At 35.2% G+C, this 20552-nt stretch carries 21 protein-coding genes; all 21 read left to right on the top strand.

The annotated features are described in order from the left end of the window. Positions 1-81: 81 nt before the first annotated feature. The gene (gene hpf / locus BM121_RS16750; RefSeq protein ID WP_091484858.1) at positions 82-639 is read left to right on the top strand and encodes a ribosome hibernation-promoting factor, HPF/YfiA family; all 558 of its coding nucleotides are present in this window, start codon (positions 82-84) and stop codon (positions 637-639) included. 1016 nt (positions 640-1655) lie between these two features. Beyond that, on the top strand, positions 1656-2765 hold the full coding sequence (locus BM121_RS16745; RefSeq protein ID WP_091484856.1) for an AAA family ATPase: 1110 nt from the start codon (positions 1656-1658) through the stop codon (positions 2763-2765). Between the two features lies 1 nt (position 2766). Continuing rightward, positions 2767-3993, top strand: coding sequence for a TadA family conjugal transfer-associated ATPase (locus BM121_RS16740; protein ID WP_091484854.1), 1227 nt, complete (start codon positions 2767-2769; stop codon positions 3991-3993). Between the two features lie 213 nt (positions 3994-4206). After that, entirely contained in the window at positions 4207-4953 is a 747-nt protein-coding gene (locus BM121_RS16735; RefSeq protein WP_091484853.1) for a type II secretion system F family protein, read from the top strand. 3 nt (positions 4954-4956) lie between these two features. Next, on the top strand, positions 4957-5823 hold the full coding sequence (locus BM121_RS16730) for a type II secretion system F family protein (protein WP_091484851.1): 867 nt from the start codon (positions 4957-4959) through the stop codon (positions 5821-5823). Between the two features lie 41 nt (positions 5824-5864). Next, positions 5865-6041 (top strand): Flp1 family type IVb pilin, encoded by a 177-nt coding sequence (locus BM121_RS16725; RefSeq protein WP_091484850.1) that lies wholly within the window; start codon positions 5865-5867, stop codon positions 6039-6041. A gap of 26 nt (positions 6042-6067) precedes the next feature. Continuing rightward, positions 6068-6694: a hypothetical protein gene (locus BM121_RS16720; RefSeq protein WP_091484848.1), complete on the top strand. Its 627-nt coding sequence runs from the start codon at positions 6068-6070 to the stop codon at positions 6692-6694. A 27-nt stretch (positions 6695-6721) separates the two neighbouring features. Beyond that, positions 6722-9109, top strand: coding sequence for a DUF5702 domain-containing protein (locus BM121_RS16715; protein ID WP_091484846.1), 2388 nt, complete (start codon positions 6722-6724; stop codon positions 9107-9109). Between the two features lie 79 nt (positions 9110-9188). Continuing rightward, positions 9189-9818, top strand: coding sequence for a DUF4352 domain-containing protein (locus tag BM121_RS16710; protein ID WP_091484844.1), 630 nt, complete (start codon positions 9189-9191; stop codon positions 9816-9818). Between the two features lie 188 nt (positions 9819-10006). Beyond that, positions 10007-10648 carry a hypothetical protein gene (locus BM121_RS16705; RefSeq protein ID WP_091484843.1) on the top strand — a complete coding sequence of 214 codons (642 nt, stop codon included), beginning with the start codon at positions 10007-10009 and terminating at the stop codon, positions 10646-10648. A 243-nt stretch (positions 10649-10891) separates the two neighbouring features. Beyond that, positions 10892-11488: a TadE/TadG family type IV pilus assembly protein gene (locus BM121_RS16700; protein WP_091484841.1), complete on the top strand. Its 597-nt coding sequence runs from the start codon at positions 10892-10894 to the stop codon at positions 11486-11488. 18 nt (positions 11489-11506) lie between these two features. Further along, positions 11507-12022, top strand: coding sequence for an A24 family peptidase (locus tag BM121_RS16695; RefSeq protein ID WP_091484839.1), 516 nt, complete (start codon positions 11507-11509; stop codon positions 12020-12022). Positions 12023-12167: 145 nt separating this feature from the next. Continuing rightward, the gene (locus BM121_RS16690; protein ID WP_091484838.1) at positions 12168-12722 is read left to right on the top strand and encodes a DUF4352 domain-containing protein; all 555 of its coding nucleotides are present in this window, start codon (positions 12168-12170) and stop codon (positions 12720-12722) included. A gap of 414 nt (positions 12723-13136) precedes the next feature. Next, positions 13137-13751 carry a DUF4352 domain-containing protein gene (locus BM121_RS16685; protein WP_091484836.1) on the top strand — a complete coding sequence of 205 codons (615 nt, stop codon included), beginning with the start codon at positions 13137-13139 and terminating at the stop codon, positions 13749-13751. 67 nt (positions 13752-13818) lie between these two features. Beyond that, entirely contained in the window at positions 13819-14436 is a 618-nt protein-coding gene (locus BM121_RS16680) for a hypothetical protein (protein ID WP_091484835.1), read from the top strand. A 152-nt stretch (positions 14437-14588) separates the two neighbouring features. Beyond that, on the top strand, positions 14589-16130 hold the full coding sequence (locus tag BM121_RS16675; protein WP_175495472.1) for a DUF6382 domain-containing protein: 1542 nt from the start codon (positions 14589-14591) through the stop codon (positions 16128-16130). A 20-nt stretch (positions 16131-16150) separates the two neighbouring features. After that, a complete protein-coding gene (locus BM121_RS22170) occupies positions 16151-16312 on the top strand; it encodes a hypothetical protein (RefSeq protein ID WP_175495471.1) in 162 nt (53 codons plus the stop codon). A gap of 19 nt (positions 16313-16331) precedes the next feature. Beyond that, entirely contained in the window at positions 16332-16928 is a 597-nt protein-coding gene (locus tag BM121_RS16670; protein ID WP_091484832.1) for a DUF4352 domain-containing protein, read from the top strand. Between the two features lie 70 nt (positions 16929-16998). After that, positions 16999-17799, top strand: a complete 801-nt coding sequence (locus tag BM121_RS16665) for a PP2C family protein-serine/threonine phosphatase (protein WP_091484830.1) — start codon at positions 16999-17001, stop codon at positions 17797-17799. A gap of 25 nt (positions 17800-17824) precedes the next feature. Further along, positions 17825-18589: a PP2C family protein-serine/threonine phosphatase gene (locus BM121_RS16660; protein WP_091484828.1), complete on the top strand. Its 765-nt coding sequence runs from the start codon at positions 17825-17827 to the stop codon at positions 18587-18589. A 13-nt stretch (positions 18590-18602) separates the two neighbouring features. Further along, entirely contained in the window at positions 18603-20543 is a 1941-nt protein-coding gene (locus BM121_RS16655; protein WP_091484827.1) for a protein kinase domain-containing protein, read from the top strand. The last annotated feature ends 9 nt before the right edge of the window (positions 20544-20552 follow it).

Below are 20552 nucleotides of genomic sequence, written 5' to 3'. Positions count from 1 at the left end.
TTGTTTAACTTTTACAAACTGTGGTATTATAGATATATAGCTTATTATTATAGCTTGATAGTTTGAAAGGAGGACACTTTCATGAAATATAACTTCCGAGGAGAAAATGTAGAAGTGACAAGTGCCATTAAGGAGTTTGTTGAGCGAAAAATAGGTAAGTTGGAAAGATATTTTGACACTCCTCCCACTTCTGATGTAAATGTAAATATAAGTGTCTATAATGACGAACAGCAAATCGAAGTAACCATTCCAATGACAAACTTATTACTACGAGCAGAGGAACATCACGTTGACTTATACGCTGCGATCGATCTTGTTGTCGACAAACTAGAAAGGCAAATTCGTAAGCATAAAACAAAAGTAAATCGAAAATTCCGTCAGCAAGGTGCAGCAAAGCACGTATTTGCGGAATTGGAAAAAGAAGCCGCTCAATTAAGAGAAGAACAATATGATGATGATGAAATAGACATTGTAAGAACGAAGCGTTTTGATTTAAAACCAATGGATTCTGAAGAGGCAGTGTTACAAATGGATATGTTAGGACACGTATTCTTCGTTTTTGAAAATTCTGATACAGGTATTACGAATGTTGTTTATAAACGTCGTGATGGCAAATACGGCTTGATAGAACCAAGCTAACAATACTTAATAAAATAAATATAATATAAGATAGCAAGACTAACCCGTTTCAATAAAATTGAAACGGGTTTTTAAATGTGCACTTTATAACCATCACCCCTCCAATAAGTTCTTTTTACCTATACTCACGTAAAAATAAATAGGTATATATTACTCTTTTTCTGAAAAAGCTATTAGTATTTAGCTGTTTCTTTTTGATGCGTTTTCAATTCTAACTTGTAATATATTAGAGGTATTCGTATTTAAATCATTTAATGAATGGATCACTTGTTTAAGATTTTTAGTTTAAACACTTACATTAAACCTTGAAATTCAGATTTCACCTATATTAATTGTTAAAATGTCTTATTTCCAGTCATACCAATGGATGGAAGTTTATCCATAAGGATTTCGAATCAGATTGGAAAGGATTACATATTATGTTGAAAAAGTCCAAAAATTCAACTGAATATTCAACTTAGTACAATTGAACGTACCTATTAAATTTGGCTTAGTAGAATTAACTTAGAGAAATATAAAAGATGTCTATTAATCTTGAGTTCAAATAGTAAGAATTCAAGGTAATTTGACATTGAATTAAAGGAGTCTAATGTCCTATATTTAAAGTTTGTCAGTAAATGTCGAAACAAAAACAAGACTTTATAACTATGAAGAAAAAACCTCCTTATATCATGTTCATAGCAATTATAACCAAAAGAACAAAAAAATAAAACTAGTTAATATAACCTACAAATAATAAAATAATGACTTTTAACCTATATTAAAATGAGTGTATAAACCTATATGAATAATATGCATATGTGGTTAAATGTAGTGTAGTAACATTACGAGAATTTTGTAGAAATTTACAAAAAATTATTCTGAAGTGTCTTCTCACCTTGTGAGGCTTGATATTTGGAGGAAATCAGAAAATGAATTTACATATGAAAATAACAATCTTATTAATAGTGTTGTCGCTAGTATTTATAATAGGTGGAATTTTAAAGTTTTTAGGTCTTTTTTAAAAGGGGGATACCATGAAGAAATTACGTCTTGTATTATTTGATCTTGATATGGAGTATATAGAGTTGTTTGCTAATTATATTAGAACTTCAGAATATGCAACAAGATTTGATGTTAAATTGTTTTCCAGATATGAGAGTTTACAGGAGTATTTAAAAAGTGGAGAACGCACCGATATTTTGTTGTTATCTTCTGAAGGTATGCAGGTTGAACCTGAAATTGAAAATATCGGTACTCTACTCTACTTGGTAAATGATATGGAACAAGAACCAGGGAAAGATGAGCTGTTTAAATATCAGCCGCTGAGTCAAGTGATGTCGCGAGTATTATCGTCCCATTACGAGCAGGGTGATAAAAAAACGAAAATAAAAAAACCTCAGAACGCAAACACAAGTGTTATCTCTGTATTTTCGGCATCAGGAGGAGCAGGCAAAACAACAACTGCCTTCCATTTAGCAAATCAGATGAAAGAAAATGGACTGAATGTTTTCTATTTGAACTTGGAATTAATTAATACTAGTCCATTGCTTTTTGATGTAGAGAACCTTTCTTCTTCCTCTCCGCTTTTGTATTATCTAAAAACAAATGCGGATCAATTACAATCAAAAATGAAGGAATTGGTAGCAGTAGATCAGGACACAGCTATTCCTTTCTTTTATTTTATGCCAAGTGCAGAAGAAGTTCTCGATTTAAGTGAAAAGGAAATCGAATTGTTGATGGATAATCTCATCAAGATGGAAGAGTATGATTATATTATTGTCGATTTAGAAAGTACAATAAATCCTACGGTCCTAACTGCACTAAAGAAAAGTGATCATGTTCTGTGGCTTCTAGCAAACGATATGTATAGCTTTCATAAAACAGGCTATCTATTAGAGGAACTACACGGATTTGTTAACGATGGCTCTTTTAGTAACAGAGTCCAGTTAATACTGAATAAGTACACCGGTTCAATGGATCCAGCGCTTTCTGAAACAGGAATTGAAATCGATCATTATCTTCCATATGTTCCAGAATGGAAGCAACTAGTGGACAAAGAGCAACTTAATAACCATGTGTTCGAGGAGTATATTCAAAAACTCATTTCTTCCTTTAGCAGAGCAACAAGTGGGGTAGGTGGATGAGATGGAGCAAAATCATGATTTAACAGAATCCATTATCGCTCATGTCCGTGATATGTTAAATGAAAGACAGACCATGGAAGACAAAGCATTGCATGAATATATTGAACACTATGTTTTTCAGCAAGCGGATGAGCATAGATTAACATCCATGCAAATGAAATGGATGATTGATAGAACGTACAATGCATTTCGAGGCCTGGATGTACTCCAGCCATTAATTGATGATCCTTCCATAACAGAGATTATGATTAATGGTTATGATGAAATTTTTATTGAACAAGATGGACGGATTTTCAAGAGTGATGTGCAATTTGAAAGCTCCGAAAAACTGGAGGATATTATTCAGATGATTGTAGGAAGAGTTAACCGTACAGTTAATGCTTCATCACCAATTGTCGATGCACGTTTGCAAGATGGTTCACGTGTGAATGTGGTTTTACCACCCATTGCACTTAAAGGTCCGACAATGACCATTCGGAAATTCCCAGAAAAACCTTTAACCATTAATGATTTAGTCGAAAAAGATTCAATTTCTGAAGAAGTTGCAGATTTTCTCAAAAAACTCGTTCTGGCTAAATATAATATCTTTATTAGTGGTGGTACTGGTTCAGGTAAGACAACCTTTTTAAATGTTTTATCTAACTTTATCCCAAAGTCAGAAAGGATTATTACGATCGAGGATTCTGCTGAATTACAGATTAAGAGCGTGCCTAACCTTGTCAGCTTGGAAACACGTAATGCGAACACAGAAGGTAAAGGGGAGATCACCATAAGAGATTTAATCAAATCCTCTTTACGGATGCGTCCTGACCGTATTGTTGTTGGTGAGGTGCGTGGTGTGGAAGCTTTAGACATGCTCCAGGCAATGAATACAGGCCACGATGGTTCACTTTCAACAGGTCACTCCAACTCAATAGAGGATATGTTGAGTAGGCTGGAAACAATGGTATTAAGTGGGGCCAATTTCCCGATACCGGTAATCCGCCAGCAAATTAGTTCAGCAGTTGATATTATGGTCCACCTTTCTAGGTTACGGGATCACTCTAGAAAAGTTGTGGCTGTCAGTGAAGTAATAGGTGTGGAAGATGGAGAAGTCCAACTATCACCATTGTATGAATTTGTTGAAGAGGGTGATGGTCCGGTTGATAGAGTAATAGGTTCTTTAAAACCGACAGGTGAAACTATACAGAACAGACTCAAATTAGAAATGTCAGGAATCAAGCTGTGAAAAGGGGTGATCTAGATCGAGATTTTTATTATTGCTGCGGTAGTAGTAGTCATTACGATTCTTATATTTATAATCCTTGATCGAAAAAAGAATAAAAATAGGGATGAATCTGAGGAAAAAAAGGCTACGATTCAAAAATCGAAAGTCAAAGAGAAACAACCAAAGGAAAAGAAAACAAAGAAAGTACAAGAGCCTCCATTTAATGAACATGGCATGACAAATTATAACGCCTATCAATATAGCACTATTGAATTTGTTTTCTGGGCAATAGTCGGATGTGGGATGTTATTTGCAATAGGATTTATCTTTTATCAAAATGTCATAATGGCAGCTTTATTTTGTCTCATCGGACTATATTTCCCGAAGATGAGAAAAGAGCAAATCATTCAAAAGAGAAAAGCAGAACTAAGCCGTCAATTCCAGCAAGCACTCTTTTCATTGTCTTCCTCTCTTGTAGCAGGAAGATCGATAGAGAATGCATTTAAGGAAGTGACGAATGACTTATATTTACTATATCCAGGAAAAAAAATCATGATCATTCAGGAATTTGAACATATTAACAAGCGGCTCGAAAACCGGGAGCCAATTGAAAGAATGCTCGAGGAATTCAGTGAAAGAACAGGTATTGAAGATATTACAAACTTTACAGATGTGTTTGTGACCTGTAAACGAACCGGTGGCGATTTGGTTGAAGTTATCAGAAGAACAGCACATATGATCAGCGAGAAATTCGAAATCCAACAGGAAATTTCGGTAATGGTTGCCCAAAAACGCTTTGAATCGAATGCCTTGGCGCTAATCCCAATTGGAATCGTAGCAATGCTAACATATTTCTCTGGTGACTATATGGAGCCGTTATATAAGTGGTCAGAATTCGGTCCAATCGTTATGACAGTCTGTTTAAGCTTACTTGCTTTCTCTTTCTGGATTTCTCAACGAATAATGAAAATTGAGGTGTAAAATATGCTAATTAGCGGAATATTTTGCTCTGTTGCTGTTGGATTGGTCATAATATGCTTCATTTTTGCTGGCTCTAAATATAAATTGTTTATTGAAGAAAACCAGGCAGATTTTCAGTTTTTATTTTTGGCACCAGCATCTTTATGGTTAATTGATCGTACAAACCTGTTTGAACGGTTGTCATCGTATATCACACCAGTTCAGCATAAGGTAGCAATTCTGTATTCAGCAGGTAAAAAAGTACCTCAATATACGAAGATGTTCATGGCCCAAATGATATCGATTGTACTGCTTTGTTTAGCTGGTGGAAGCTTATTCGCAGTATTAAATGGAGGCGATACAAGATTTGTTGTATTCGCAGTTGTACTGGCTATTCTTATTCCAATTGTTTCAGTGAAGAAACTGGACGAAAAAATGGAGAAACGAAAACAGGATATTATTATAGAACTTCCAGAATTCGCAAGTAAGATTGCGTTACTTGTTAATGCTGGGGAAACCGTTCAGCAAGCAATTGTCAGATGTACCATGATGAAAGCTGATATAGACCATCCTTTATATAGAGAATTAACTGATGCTGTAACGAAGATTAAAAACGGGGATTCTTTCAATGGAGTTATGGAGGATTTCAGTAAACGTTGCGGTGTGCAAGAAGTATCGATATTCACCACTACAATATTATTAAATTATAAGCGTGGTGGTAATCAATTATCATTATCCTTGAGGGAAATCTCAAGGGATTTGTGGGAGAAGCGTAAATCGATTTCGAAAAAACGAGGTGAAGAAGCTTCTTCCAAACTCATTTTTCCAATGATGCTAATTTTTATCGCAGTACTCATTATTGTTGCGTATCCTGCGTTAAGAATTTTTTAAGCATACATCTAAGTCAGTCACTTTAAAGGAGGTGAGGGAACATGAAAGGATTTTTAACTAATCTGTGGACAGAAGAAGATGGTATGGGTACTTTAGAGCTATTATTAATTGTTGCAGTACTTGTTGCAGTTGCAATTCTATTTGGAAATCAAATTATTACTTGGGTAGAAGAAGTCATTGATGGAATTAGTGTTACTCCACCAACTACAGACAACTAATTAGGTAGAAGAAGGGGGACTACATTATGTTCCTTTCAATACATGAAAAGTGGAAGATGCTCAAGAAGGATGATAAAGGGATGTTCACTATCGAGGCATCCCTCATTTTCCCTGTTATATTCATATCAACAATTGCCCTTATACTGTTCAGTCTCGTTATCTACGAAAAAGTTGTTATTTATCAGAAGGCTCAGATGATAGCAGAGCGGACTGCATTCACATGGGATAACAGCTATAAGGATTTTGAAACTGGAGAATTCGCAGAAAATGAGTATACTACCATGGATGGCGGAGATGGACTTTATTGGCGCAGTAATTATATAGGTGAGGAATTTATTCGTAAGATATTCAGCTATCGCTTGACTAGTGATGCAACAGGTAGAAAAGAAACCCGTGCAAATACAGAAGGTAGTGAAATGTTTACGAGTGGAAATGTAGTAGTTTCTAGGGCAGATAGTATGGGCTTTGATAGAAAAGTAGATGTTACGGTTTCAGGAAATTTAAACTTCCCAGACTTTCTAGGTTTTGTGGTCAGCGATAACTTTGAGGTGACAGCCAGTGCTTCAATTAAGGATCCAGTTGAACTAATTCGGACGACGGATTTTATCGTGCATTACGGTAAAGAGATAATAGGGGCAGTCGTAGACCGATAGCTATGAGGTTAACTTAGAGGTGAGTGTATGAGGCGATTTTTTAATAAATTAAAATATGATACAAAAGGTGCTGTCACAATCTTTTTTTTATTAATCATTGCAGTTGTTTTTGCTTTTAATGCTGTACTGATAGACTATGCACGAATTATGTCCGCTGAACAACAGGCTGAATATGCTGTACAAAGTGGAGTCCGTTCTGCAATGGCTGGATATGAAAACGACCTTAGAGAATATGGGCTTTTTGGGGTAGATGAAAGCTCTGTTGAATCAGATTTTGAAGATCTTCTGAAAGCGAATATTGAAGCCACTTCTAATGAAGATACTTTTAACTTTATAAATCCTAAGGTAGAAAGTGCTGAAATTGACTTTTCACGTGCTTTGGCTAACCCAGAAATTTTAGAGCATCAAATTTTAGAAGAGATGAAATATAAGGCTCCCGTTGAGGTAGTGAAGGAATTAATAGAAAAATTCTCATTCCTAACAACAGCATTAAAAGAAACATCAGCTTTTGTTGATACTGCAGAAAAAATACAAGATGACTTTGAGGATAGGGAAGAACTATTGGATGAAGTTGAAGGTGAATATGAAAGCCTTCAAGAGCAAATTTCTCTTTTTAGGGAAAATTTAACACATGATGAATATAGTAACTATCCAAATGTCTCTTTTTTTACGGATGTTGTACATCATTATTCTACATATAGTCAAACAGATAGCGATATAAGTCAATTGGAAAACGAAAATGTAGCCACAGAGGAAAGTAATGAAGATATTCAAGACCAATTAGAAGAAATGCGTACAGAATTAGAAGATTTGGAAAAGGTTGAATCAGGTGAAGAACTTGACCCACCAATGACAATTGAAGAGTTAGAAGAGGAAATCGAAAAGTTAGAAGAAGAAATAGAAGATAAAGAAAATCAACTTGAAGTAAATGATCAAAACTTTTCAGACAATGAAGCTGAAATAGAGCAGTTAAGAGAAGATAGTGAAATCTTTAAAGAGCAGGCGGAAGCAAAAGCATCGGAAATGTATACATTATCCAGTGATATAGTAGATTCTTTAAAAAACATAAGAGAAAGTATAGATGAAGCAAAAGAATTAAATGAGAATATAGCCAATGCTGTAAATGACGCTAATGATGAAGCACAAGAAAATTATGGAGAGGCCGAGCAACACGTAGAACCTCCGAGAGGCGGCATAGGTACTGATTCTGTTGATGATGTTGCTGGGGCTATAGAAGAGACTAGTGCAAAGCTTGACGACTATCCTTATGAATCAGAATTTTTTGATCATATACTTGAAGCAACAGATGAGGCTATTACTAATGTAGAAGATTTACCGAGCTTATTTGAAGAATTGAAGACGGATATAGACTCATCAAGTGTACAAGCAGTGCTACAAGCAAAAAATGATGCGTTAAACATGATAAATACCGGTAGAACCGAAGTCGATTCAGGTGCAGACAAGTTAGACAATGATCGAAAAGAATTCGAGGAAGACCAGGAAAAGTCAATGGAAGAGCATGAGGAGGATGCTGAAGAATCAAGGGATGAAGCAGAAGGAGATTTTGGAGATATTGAAAATTTAGCAGGAAATCTCGAGGAAGATAGCGATGCTTATATTGAATTGGCAGACTTGGTAAATGATTATGAAGAGTTTATTGAAGGCGTCGATCAAGATGTTCCTGAACTAGATTTCAGTGGAGACGCCGGTAATAGTGGAAAAAGCGCCATGAATATAGTTGATACTATTTTTAATGGTATTGGAAACATACTTAATTCTTCAAGAGATAGATTGTATATAAATGAATATATATTATTACATTTTGAAAGTGCGGAGCCAACAAGTATTACGAATTCGGATGATTATTTATTCGAAAATCGTGAGGTGGAATATATTCTATACGGCCAACATGAGGTTGGTATGAATTATTCAATGGCGTTAGGCCAATTGTTTGCACTTCGGTTTGCTATTAGATTTATCGATGCTTTTATGCAGACAGAGGTCCGATCAGCAGGTCATCCTCTTGCAATATTTATTGCGGCAGTGGCTTATGCTTTAAAAAGTTCAATTGAAGATACTAACAACTTAGCTAAATCAGATAGTGTTCCTTTAATTAACGATGAATTAACTTCAACTCGTGCACTTCCTGTAGTGTATAAAGACTATTTACGTTTATTCCTATTTATAAACCCAAGTGGTGATGCTCGCTTAAGAAGAATTATGGCTGTTATTGAAAAAAATACTGGCGTGAGTTTAGCAGAACGTCAAACATACGTACAAGGGAGTGTTAAAACCTCTGAAAATCTAATATTTTTGCCACAAATAGCTGATACATTAAACCTTGTTGGAGCAATTGATGGTCAGTCAGATGATGGGAAATTCGTTTTTGAAAAAGAAGCACATTTTTCATATTAAGTATAATACATCAAAATATTGAATATTCATGGCTTATAGAAAATGATTAGTAAAAATATGACTCAAAGGAGAATGAAGAATGAAAATGTTTCGTTTAAGTTTGATAGGAATGTTATTAATGATTGTATTAATAGCTTGTAGTTCTAATGATAAGAGTGATCAAGAGACAAATGATAATTCTAATGACAATGAGACATCCCAAGAGAATGCTGAAACAGAACCAGCAGACACAGAAGATGAAGAAGACGAATCTGCGGATGATAATGAAGGGTCAGGGGAAGAGATTAATAACGAAGAATATTTAAGTTTAGGAGAAACTGGTGAGGTTACCGGTGTCCTGGGTAACTATGAAATAACTGTTAATTCTTTTGAAATTATTGATGAGATTGAAGGAGAACCATCACTTATGGATGTGCTTGTATTAGTAAAATTCGAGGTGACAAATATAGATGACTCACCTATTGTTGGTAAGGATGTATATAATGGAAGGTTGTTTAATGATGAAGATTCAAGTCAAGGAAATCTTTATGATTTTGAATCGGTAAAAATGTTAACGGAAGAAGAAATAGAGCCTGGAGAAACAGTAGAAGCAGAAATGATCTTTGATCAAAATAATTCTGATTACTATGAGTTAGTTTTCAACTTCGGAGCATTGGAATCAAATGCAACCATTTTAACTTGGCGTTTTGATGCAGATGAAGCAAGTTAATAATTTAAAAATATAAGGAGAGAATATTCTCTCCTTATAGATACTATATTCATTCACCTAAAAATGGATAACTGTATTTCTATTAATGTTGACTAACACTTTACTACTTTTATTTTTACTTTTTGCTATATACATAAGCTGTATTAAAAAGTAATAATAAAATATTTCATACAAAGGGAGAGTTTTCAGTGAAAAAATATTTAGCGATCTTCGCAAGTCTTTTAGCAGTTTTAATTTTAGCTGCATGTAATTCAGAAGGATCAGATGAAGATGAGGAAAATGAAGAAACATCTGTGGAAGAAACAACGACATCGGAGGAAAATGAAAGCGAGGAAGAAGAGACAGAAGAGATACCTGAAGAAGAGTCGAAAAAAGATGATTCTGAATCAGCAGGAAGTGACATAGAAGCAGTAAAAGAAAAAGCATTAGAACGATACCCGGATGATGTAAGAATTGGAGAAGAATTAGAGTTTGAAAGAAATGATATTGCTCATGATCATGTTAATCAAATAGTAAATTCTTTTAAAATAGTAGATGAAATAGATGGAGTAGAGCCTAAAAATGACCATTTCATAATAGTCAATATGACAATTGAGAACTTAATTGACGATTTTGCATATGGTTTAGATTTTTTAAAACCAGTAGGATACGATGATAGTACAAGCACTTTTCAGAGAGAATCCGGTGAATTGGAAGAAGAATTTGTTGATGAAGGTGACGGTATAACGACAGGTAATATAATTATTGATATCGAAGACTCTGATTATTATCGCATTAAAGTGAACGGAGGATATATTATATTATTCCGTGATGAGGCAACTGAAGAATAGAAAGTATCTGAAGATAAATGAAGAGAGTTTCTCGAGTTAAAAAGAGGTGAGTTTTACAGTCGTTTAGCAGTATTAATGTTAGCAGATTGTAATTCAGAGGAAACTGATGGTGTCGAACCGGATAATGACTGTTTCCTTGTGGTAAATCTCACAGTCCGTGATGAAGAATCATCGAATGATTAATACCAAACTAAAGATTAACAAACATTTAATAATTTGATCTATGATACAGGAGGTGAGGGAATGAAGCGGCTTATTAGAAAAGAAGATGGTAGCATTACATTGGAAGCGGCAATTGTTATGCCATTCTTTATCTTATTCTTAGTTTTTCTAATCTATATGATTAAATTTGCCTTGGTAGATATTGCAATCAATCGAGCAACCTCAGAAGCTACCAAACAGGTTGCAACCCAACTATACCCTGCAGAAGTAGTTGTAGATGAGGTACATACAGTTGTCGAAGGGACAGATATTTATCAGGATTTGGTACCAGGTATACAAGAAAATATCGGTAACATTGAAGAAACAGTAATAGATACGCTAGGCAATGAAACTTACAATTCGATTAAAGAAGGAGCAGGTGCTGTCCTTGATGAAGCTGGTGCCGCTGCCTTCACCTCTGTTGTGAATATGTACTTGGAAAAAGAAGAAGAAATGAATATTGTCAATAGGGACAATATCAAAGTTACGTCTGTCGTAATTCCTAATATCTTAACAGGTAGTGGAGATAAATATGTAGAACTCACTACGGAGTATGAACTAGATTTACCAATACCATTTATCGAAGAAGCTTTCATTATTGAAAAACATTCTAAAGAAAGAGCATGGGTTGGATCATAGGAAAGGAAATTGTTACATATGGCATTAAATTTCTATATTCTGTTTATTTATCTATTGATTGGCTTATACACAGATGTACGCTATAGCAAACTTCCAAATTGGTTAACGGTAAGTGGTGTATTAGTAGGTGTGCTATATCATGTCGCTACTGATCTAATTGGAGGTCTTATCTTTACCTTACTAGGGCTTGCTGTAAGTATTTTCGTACTCATTTTATTATATCTCTTCAAAGCATTGAGCGCAGGCGATGTGAAGCTTTTCGCCGGTATTGGTGCGATTGCAGGGATGGAATTTTCTTTATACAGTATCCTTTATTCAGTACTCGTAGCTGGACTCATAAGTGTAATTATTTTAATTGTGTTCAAGCTGAAATTTTTAAAAAAACTCATGTATCCAGGTTACTACCGATTGTTAACAATTTTAAAGAAAGAACCGAAGCATACTCGTGAAAGTTTTATGGATTTAAAGATTAAACAATTTCCTTTTATGTATGCAGTTATACCAGGGGTCCTCATTACCTTGTACTATTTTTAATAACATGTGAAGGGGGGACACTCCTCTTCACAAAATAATGTTCATGTAACAATCAATAATAAATATTTTATTATTACTTTTCTAGATATGTCTACATGTATGGAAAGGTAATAATAGAATGATGAAAATGAAGGAGAATTAGAGCATGAAGAAAATAATATTAGCCATTACAAGTTTAATAGTTTTGCTTGGTTTAGCCGCATGTAATTCTGATGAAGAAGCAACGGAGGAAGAGTCAACTAATACTGAAAATGAAACCTCGAATGATGAGAGTAATGATGAAGAGTATTTAAATCTTGGCGATACAGCAGAAATTCAAAGTGTAGTAGGGGATTATAACATTACCGTTAACTCATTTGAACTTTTGGATGAATTTGAAGGGAGTCAACCTTCTAGAGACACCTATATTTTAGTTCAATTTGAGGTTGAGAACATTGGTGATTCACCGATTGTTGCAGAAGAAATATATGGTGCTACAATTTTTGATACAGAAGAACTGAGCGCAGAGAGTGCTTATCATTACGATTCAATAGAAGTATTTGGAGATGAGGAAATTCAACCAGGTGAAACAAAAGAAGGAGAATATATATTTTCTCACACTGAATCCAATTCATATACATTGCATATTAACTATGCAATGTTAGATTCTGTAGCAACCAATGTAACTTATGAGTTATTTGTAGAGGATGCCAGTAACTAATGAGTTTCTTGTGAAGAGAGGCTTTCCTCTTCACAAAATTAAATATTACATATAACTAACATATTATTTTCATTCAAACTTATCCAAACATATATAAATATCTGGGAAGGTAAGAATAAAACGAAAAATAGAGACGCACGGTTAAAAAGAATAGTGTACGTTATTGAAAAAATACAGAGATAAACCTTGTTGAAAGGCAAACATATGTGGAAGGAGTGTCGAAACTTCAGCCTATCTTATATTTGTTCCGCGAATTGCAGATAGCTTAAAGTTAATCGGTGCAATTGATGGTCAATCACAGTATGGAAAATATGTCTTTGAAAAGGAAGCATATTTTCCATACTAGATGAAAGATGCTAATAAATATACTGTGTGAGTATCTGAATAGTTTAATATAGGAAAGAGGAATGGAAAATGAAGAAGTTAACTGTTATAGGGGTATTACTAGCAATGTTGCTAATTGCTTGTAATAATGAGAATGAAGAGGACAATGATATTAATGACTCAACCGGTGATGCGTCGGAACAAGAATCTTCCACAAATGATGACTCAGAAAGTGAGAAGCAGGAAGAACAGGGAAGAGAAACAACAGATAAGGATAATAGCAATAATGAAGGATTAAAGCTAGGTGAAACAGGAGCAGTAACCAGTGGGGTTGGAGATTATAATATAACAGTCGATTCTTTCGAAATTTTAGATGAAGTAAATGGGGAAGAATCGATGATGGAAATGTTTGTGTTAGTACACCTAAAAGTAGAGAATACAGGAAATGAACCCTTTGAAGGAAAAAGTATATACAAAGCAAAGTTATTTGATGATCAAGAACTAAGTCAAGGAAACCTATTTCACCACGGCATTAATGAATTAACTGAAGAAGAAATACAACCAGGAGAAACAGTTGAGACAGAAATGGTGTTTTACGCAGATCCCTCAGATTACTTTGAATTAGTATTCAACTTTGGCTTAGTGGATGATGTAGCTACTACCTTATCATGGGAATTTGAACTAGATGAGGCAAGTAAACAGTAATTCAAATCAAGTATTCTGTATACTTTTTGTATTAATATAACTACCCAGAAAAAAAGGAGAGGTGAAATTGAAGAGAAAATTAGTTTTGATCACCGTTTTTTTAGTGCTTATAATCCTTGTGGCGTGTAATGAAGAAACAAATGTTGAACAAGAAGAAACGGAAGAACCTGTTCCAGAAGAACATGAAGCAGAGAAAGAAACGGAAGAACAAGATGAAGCTGAAGATACAGAGGGAAACAATTCAGATGATGCTGTAACGGAAGCATTAGAAACATTTCCGGATGCAGTTCGTTTAGGAGAAGTAATAGAATATGAAAGCGAAGATTCAGCCTCACAAGATCATATTAACCAAAAAATAAACCATTTTCACTTTGCTGACGAAATAGATGGAGTAGAGCCTTCAAATGACTTTTTCTTGGTAGTAAACATTACCATTGAAAATTTAATCGATGATTATTTTTATGGGGTTAATTTCTTGAGTTCTGTTGCGAGGGACGATAAACGTACTACATATAACAGAGAACCAGGAGAACTGGAAGAAGAGTTGACGGATGAAGGAGACGGTGTCAGTACAGGAGATATAATTTATGATGTGAATGAATCTAAATTCTACAGAATTTCGATGCACGGTGATAAAGAATTCATTTTATTCCCAGATGAAGCGGAAGAGGCACCAGAAGAGTAAGGGCGGTATAGTTTACCAAAAGTGTATTGTCCTCTTCACGATAAAATGTTCAGATTCTGTACAACTTATCAATTATGCTAGTAAATGATGAAGTAAAAACATCTTTTTGATTTTTTTAATAAAGATAGAAATTCAAAGCGGGGTGAACAATGATGAGTGAAACAATATATGGGTTGAAATGTGATTTTGAACAACAACAGGGTCACTTTATGACTATATTTCGTGAGGAACCTTCTCCAATTCATAGTGAAGAGTTAGCAAAAATTCAGGTGAACATGATGAGTGCAAACAGTATCGATCATGTCTTACCTCTTGAAGTTCAGGAAATCGATTTTAATGTCAAATTCTACTTTGACATTTCTTCTAAAAAAATGCTTTCTCATTATGTGAGAGAAAGTTCGCTAACCATGCATGATCTGTATGAATTGTTATATGAAATAGGATCAGTAATTAAATCAAGCAAGGAATTGATGTTAAATGAACAGCAATATGTCTTACACGAAGATTTTATTTTTGTAGAAGATAATGTAAAGCAACTTTATTTAACCTACATACCGTTAAAAGAGATTAATCAAAAACCTGATCTCCATCAGGAGTATAGAGAGTTGTTCTTCCGATTAGTCGGTTCTGTAACAGAATTATCTGGTGATGGTGTACAGCAATTAACAAGTTATTTAAATGGATCTAACTTCCAATTGGACGACTTGTTGAAGAAATTGGATTCACTGCGGAAAAATGTTTCGCGGCAGTCGGTTCCTTCGCAGTCTGCTCCATCTGAGCCTGAAATGAAACGAATTGATTACGCAAGACCAACAGTTCCAAGTACTAGTAAACAGCAATCAAATAGGCAAAACGAAGCTACTCCAAAAAGAGCTCCTTCGAAACCTAAACAACCGGTTAAGAAAAACGAACCGAATAAGCAGACCGAAAAAGAGGAAATTATCGAGGAAACAATCGAAAGAAAAGCGCCTAGCCCTATTATTATTAGTTGTTTGGCTCTTCTTGGAATTGCGGTTATCTGGAGATTGTATATGTCCTTTCCAACTGAAGGTATCTTCTATATTTGTATTGGATTATCGATAGCTATTGTAGCTATAGGTTATTATTTCCTGATGGTTTATCCCAAAGCTACGAAAAAAATAAATTATTCAACAACAGGTAAAAAAACAAAGAAAAATAAGGTGGATAAAAACCTTAAAAAAGATAAAAAAGTAACAACTAGCCATGAAATTAGCCCAAGAAAAGTAGATAACATGGAAGACACACCACCGGCAAAACCGCACAAGCCTGAAGTAAACAGTGCTAACTACTTTCAAAACTTGAATCATGAAACAACACTTTTATCCCAGCCAGAATCTACAGTCGCCCTTGATGATAGTTTACAAGGAGCTGAGCCTACAGCATATCTTAAAGTTGACCGTAATGGAAAAATGGAATCTATTCCGATTAACAGTGAATCTTTTATCATTGGCAGACAAAACGATGGCGTCAATTATGTCGAGGATTCTGTTGGGATATCAAGGTCACATATCGAAATAGTCAATAATGGCACATCCTTTATCGTAAAGGATTTGGGTTCCAAAAACGGTAGTAAGCTTAATGAAGAGTCGATGATTGCTTATAAAACTTATCCATTGAAGGATGGGGATCAAATTAGATTGGCAAAAATCATCTATACTTTTAATAGAGGATGAAATAATGGCTGAAGTTAGTGTTGGACAACAGTTTACTAATTCAACTGGGAGAAACTAAAGAAGCAGAAATGGTTTTTTATCATGACGATTCCGAATCATATGAGCTAACTTTTAATTATGGTGCACTAGAAAAAAACGCAACAAATTTAACTTGGCGATTCGATACAGATGAAGCAAGTTAATAATTAGGGAGAGTTTTCAATGAAAAAACATTTAGCGATCTTCGCAAGTCTTTTAGCAGTTTTCATTCTAGCTGCATGTAATTCGGAAGGATCAGATAAAGAAGTTGAAAGTGAAGACACATTGGTGGAAGAACAGGGATCAGAGAAAACTGAAACCGATGGAGAAGAACCAGAAGATTCTGAATCAACAAGCGAGGAGTATTTAAGCCTAGGAGAAACTGGAGAAGTTACAAGTGTTATGGGTGACTATGAAGTAACAGTTCAGTCCTTTGAAATTTTGGATGAATTAGAAGGAAGAGAACCATATTTAGATGAGTTCGTATTAGTTAAATTTGAAGTGGGGAATATTGGAGATACAGTGATTGTCGGAGAAGACCTACTCAGCGTAAAGTTGTTTGATGACAATGAATTAGGTGAAGATATAATTTATGACTTAGACACCGTCAATATGCTTGATGAGGAAGAAATTCATCCGGGTGAGTCGAAAGAAACAGAAATGGTATTTGAACAAGATCAATCAGAATCATATGAATTAGTATTTAATTTTGGTGCCTTAGAAAGCAATGCAACAAATGTAAGTTGGAAATTCAATGCAGACGAAGCAGAGAACCAATAAAAATCAGCTTGCTATTTATGAATTCGAGTAACAAACATTACCGAAAACTTTAAATAAAGGATTAAATCAAATGCTACGAAAAAAAGAAAAATGGAGCTATGGGGTATCCACCCATAAAGGATCTGTTAGAGAAAACAACGAAGATAATGCATATCTCAATTCAAAAAAGGATCGAAAAGGCAATCATTTATTAGTCGCGGTCGTAGCGGACGGTATGGGTGGTTATCATGCAGGTGATGTGGCTAGCAGTATCATTGTTGCAAAAATTGATGAATGGTACCGAAAGAAGGCATCCATCTTTTTGCCATTACCGTACCCATTAGCAAAAATAGAACAAGAAATGGAGCAATTGTTAAAAGAAGCGAATCAAACATTGCTTGAAGAAGGGGAACGTCAGGGGAAACGAATGGGTTCTACTGCTTCGATCCTGTTTCTCTATAATGATAGATATTTAATTATTCATATAGGAGACAGTCGAATCTATCAGATCACTAGATTAGAAGAAATGGATTACAGTATCAATCAACTGACAGAAGATCATTCCTGGGTGATGGACCAAGTGAGAAAAAATTTGCTGACAGTTGAAGAAGCGGAGCAGCATCCCAAAAAAAATGTACTCATGCAATGCCTAGGAGTAAATGAACAGCTTTCTCTTTTTGTAACAGAAGGAAAATATGATGAAAATGATCTCTTCTTTCTCTGCAGTGATGGTTTTTATAACATCTATCCAAATGAAGCATTATTATCCAACCTAAATAAATGTGAACAAGAGAAACAACCGTTCCAAGAATTTGCTGATTACCTAGTGGAAGATGCTGATGATAGAGGGGCAACAGACAATATTACGGTATCACTTGTTGCACTGAAATAATCAATAACGAAAGGATGGCAAGCCGGTGCCGTTTATTACCGCTTATCAAACAGAAAAAGGAGACACCAAACCAATCAATCAAGATTCATTAATGATTCAATCTGCAAGGAGTAAACAAGGATCGGTCGGCATGTTTGCTGTTTGTGACGGAATGGGTGGGCTGAACCAAGGTGAGGTTGCTAGTTCTACCATAGTCAAACAACTGTCAGACTGGTTCAAGCACAAGTTGCCAATCCTTTTAGATACTGCAGATGTTGAGGACTTGCCTTTTTACCTCATGGAAAAAATTGAAGCTATTAATCAAGATTTAATAGAAGACAGTAACTTACAGAAAACACAAATGGGATCAACACTTACAGTTATTCTCATCGTAGATCAGCAATACTTTACCTTTCAACTAGGTGACAGCAGAGCTTATGCGGTAGGACAGAAAATCACACAATTAACAAAGGATCAATCATTAGTAGCAAGAGAAATAGCGAGAGGCATGATAACAGAACAGCAGGCGTTGACACATCCACAACGTCACGTTCTATTGCAATGTATGGGGGTTCAATCAGACATACAAGTAGCAATGACAAGTGGAGTTTTAGCAGAAGGTGAGCAGCTTATGCTTTGTACAGATGGCTTTTACAGGTCTCTGACTCCAGAGGAAATACATCATGCTATTACATCAGATGTATCAGTCAACAAAGATGAAATGCAGGAGACCTTAAACTTTCTTATTCAAACTGTTAAAAACCGGGAAGAAACGGATGACATTACTGCATTGCTAGTACAAACCATATGAGAGGAGGACAAGCATGCTGGAGAGTGGAGTCGTCATTGATGGCAGATATGAAATCCTGAAGGAGATTGGCAGAGGCGGGATGAGTATTGTTTATCTCGCAATGGACAACCGGCTGAAAAAATCGTTAGTAGTCAAGGATATTCGCAAGCGCCAGAACAATAACCATGAAATCCTGTTGAATAGTCTCGTTGTCGAAGCTAATATGCTGAAAAAACTAGAACACCCTGCTCTACCAAGAATCTATGACATTATTGAAACAAAGAACGGTATTTATGTTGTGATGGACTACATTGAAGGGGAATCACTCAAGGAGAAGCTGGAGCGCGAACACCGTGTTGGCCCGGATGAAGTGATTGAATGGGCGAAGCAGATCGCCAATGTGCTCGGTTACCTTCATAGCAGAGAGCCATACCCGATCATATATCGTGATATGAAACCGGATAATCTTATGTTGACCCCAGATGGCAAAGTTAAGCTGGTTGACTTCGGTATTGCCAGGGAATATAAAACAGAAAACTCATCAGACACTACTAACTTAGGAACAAAAGCCTACGCAGCCCCGGAACAGATTGCCGGTAAACAAACGGATAAAAGAACCGATATTTACAGTCTTGGTGTAACACTTTATCATTTGGTAACTGGCAAAACTTTGAATGAGCCACCCTTCGAAATCAGACCGATTAGAACATGGGATCCGTCGCTACCTGAAGGGCTGGAATATATTATTCAGCGTTGTACACAGATAGAGCCGGAAGACAGGTATCAGCAGGTAGAAGATTTATACGCAGACCTGTATCAAATCAATAAACTTACTCAAGGCTATAAAAATCAATTATTTAAAAAGCTATCATACTTTCTCATCCCAGCAGTGCTTTTTCTCACCTTTACAACTACAGCGGTTTTTGGCTATACCGGTATACAAAAAGAACAGTATCAGGAGTATGTTAATTTGTTAACTGAAGCAAATATGGCATTGGTAGATGGTAACGAAACGAAATCGATGGAGCTTCTGCAAGACGCTATCAAAGTTGATAACTCAAGAGCAGAAGCTTATAACCGTTTAATTGACCTATATATAAATAGAGACGATACCGAAACAGGACTTTCAGTTATCGAATCAGATATCAACTCTGGTTATGGTAGTTTGGATCAGAATAATGAAGTGTTATTCAAAGTCGGAATGACCTATTTTGATATACAGAGGGATTATAAGACAGCACTTGATTATTTCCGTAAAGTTGATGAAGAGGAACTAGAAGATGCTAAGTATTATAAAATACTTGCTAATCAAATGAGTAACTTGAATATTGATTATCAACAATTTAAAGAGGAATTGGAAGTATTTGAAGGTTACAATGATAGTCTAGCTAACAATAATAGAAAAGTAGAAAATTACAATGCTTTGGCTAATATCTATTTATCTTATAAAGGTCAAATAGATGAAGCAAATTCTAAAGCAATCAGTGTTCTATTGAAAGCCCAAGAAATTTATGAATTGCTTGATGACCAAGATGTTATGCCGCAATTTGAAGAAAATTCCCCTAGGAAATTAGCACAGGCCTATTTCAGTCGTGGAGTCTTTTCTGAAAATGATGATAATGCAAGTGAAGATTTTTATCAAGCTATTGAATACTACAATCAATTGCTCGATCAGAATGTGTCAGATCAAGAAAATGTGATGATTTCGATAGGAAATGCTTATCAAGAAATGGGCGAATATGAGAATGCCACTAGTCAGTATCAGCAAGTAATGGAACAGTATCCGAAATCTGCCAAACCATATGTTAAGCTTATTAATTTGCTTATTGACATCGAGCAGGAAAAGCAAGCATCAGACCGAAATTACAATAATATATTGGACTTTTATGAAGAATTAATAGAACTAGATGATGCTAGAAATAATTCGGAGGTAGACAAGCTAGAGCGAAGATTACAAAATAATTCCATTATATAGGAGGGGTGA

The organism is Gracilibacillus orientalis (genome assembly GCF_900114645.1).
GTDB classification, from domain to species: domain Bacteria; phylum Bacillota; class Bacilli; order Bacillales; family Amphibacillaceae; genus Gracilibacillus; species Gracilibacillus orientalis.
This window is presented reverse-complemented; position numbering and strand designations above follow the sequence as displayed.

What these genes read in the sequence shown, in the direction of transcription:
- hpf (WP_091484858.1), top strand. Translation starts at nt 82, where the DNA reads ATGAAATATAACTTCCGAGGAGAAAATGTAGAAGTGACAAGTGCCATT.
- BM121_RS16745 (WP_091484856.1), top strand. Translation starts at nt 1,656, where the DNA reads ATGAAGAAATTACGTCTTGTATTATTTGATCTTGATATGGAGTATATA.
- BM121_RS16740 (WP_091484854.1), top strand. Translation starts at nt 2,767, where the DNA reads ATGGAGCAAAATCATGATTTAACAGAATCCATTATCGCTCATGTCCGT.
- BM121_RS16735 (WP_091484853.1), top strand. Translation starts at nt 4,207, where the DNA reads ATGACAAATTATAACGCCTATCAATATAGCACTATTGAATTTGTTTTC.
- BM121_RS16730 (WP_091484851.1), top strand. Translation starts at nt 4,957, where the DNA reads ATGCTAATTAGCGGAATATTTTGCTCTGTTGCTGTTGGATTGGTCATA.
- BM121_RS16725 (WP_091484850.1), top strand. Translation starts at nt 5,865, where the DNA reads ATGAAAGGATTTTTAACTAATCTGTGGACAGAAGAAGATGGTATGGGT.
- BM121_RS16720 (WP_091484848.1), top strand. Translation starts at nt 6,068, where the DNA reads ATGTTCCTTTCAATACATGAAAAGTGGAAGATGCTCAAGAAGGATGAT.
- BM121_RS16715 (WP_091484846.1), top strand. Translation starts at nt 6,722, where the DNA reads ATGAGGCGATTTTTTAATAAATTAAAATATGATACAAAAGGTGCTGTC.
- BM121_RS16710 (WP_091484844.1), top strand. Translation starts at nt 9,189, where the DNA reads ATGAAAATGTTTCGTTTAAGTTTGATAGGAATGTTATTAATGATTGTA.
- BM121_RS16700 (WP_091484841.1), top strand. Translation starts at nt 10,892, where the DNA reads ATGAAGCGGCTTATTAGAAAAGAAGATGGTAGCATTACATTGGAAGCG.
- BM121_RS16695 (WP_091484839.1), top strand. Translation starts at nt 11,507, where the DNA reads ATGGCATTAAATTTCTATATTCTGTTTATTTATCTATTGATTGGCTTA.
- BM121_RS16690 (WP_091484838.1), top strand. Translation starts at nt 12,168, where the DNA reads ATGAAGAAAATAATATTAGCCATTACAAGTTTAATAGTTTTGCTTGGT.
- BM121_RS16685 (WP_091484836.1), top strand. Translation starts at nt 13,137, where the DNA reads ATGAAGAAGTTAACTGTTATAGGGGTATTACTAGCAATGTTGCTAATT.
- BM121_RS16675 (WP_175495472.1), top strand. Translation starts at nt 14,589, where the DNA reads ATGAGTGAAACAATATATGGGTTGAAATGTGATTTTGAACAACAACAG.
- BM121_RS16670 (WP_091484832.1), top strand. Translation starts at nt 16,332, where the DNA reads ATGAAAAAACATTTAGCGATCTTCGCAAGTCTTTTAGCAGTTTTCATT.
- BM121_RS16665 (WP_091484830.1), top strand. Translation starts at nt 16,999, where the DNA reads ATGCTACGAAAAAAAGAAAAATGGAGCTATGGGGTATCCACCCATAAA.
- BM121_RS16655 (WP_091484827.1), top strand. Translation starts at nt 18,603, where the DNA reads ATGCTGGAGAGTGGAGTCGTCATTGATGGCAGATATGAAATCCTGAAG.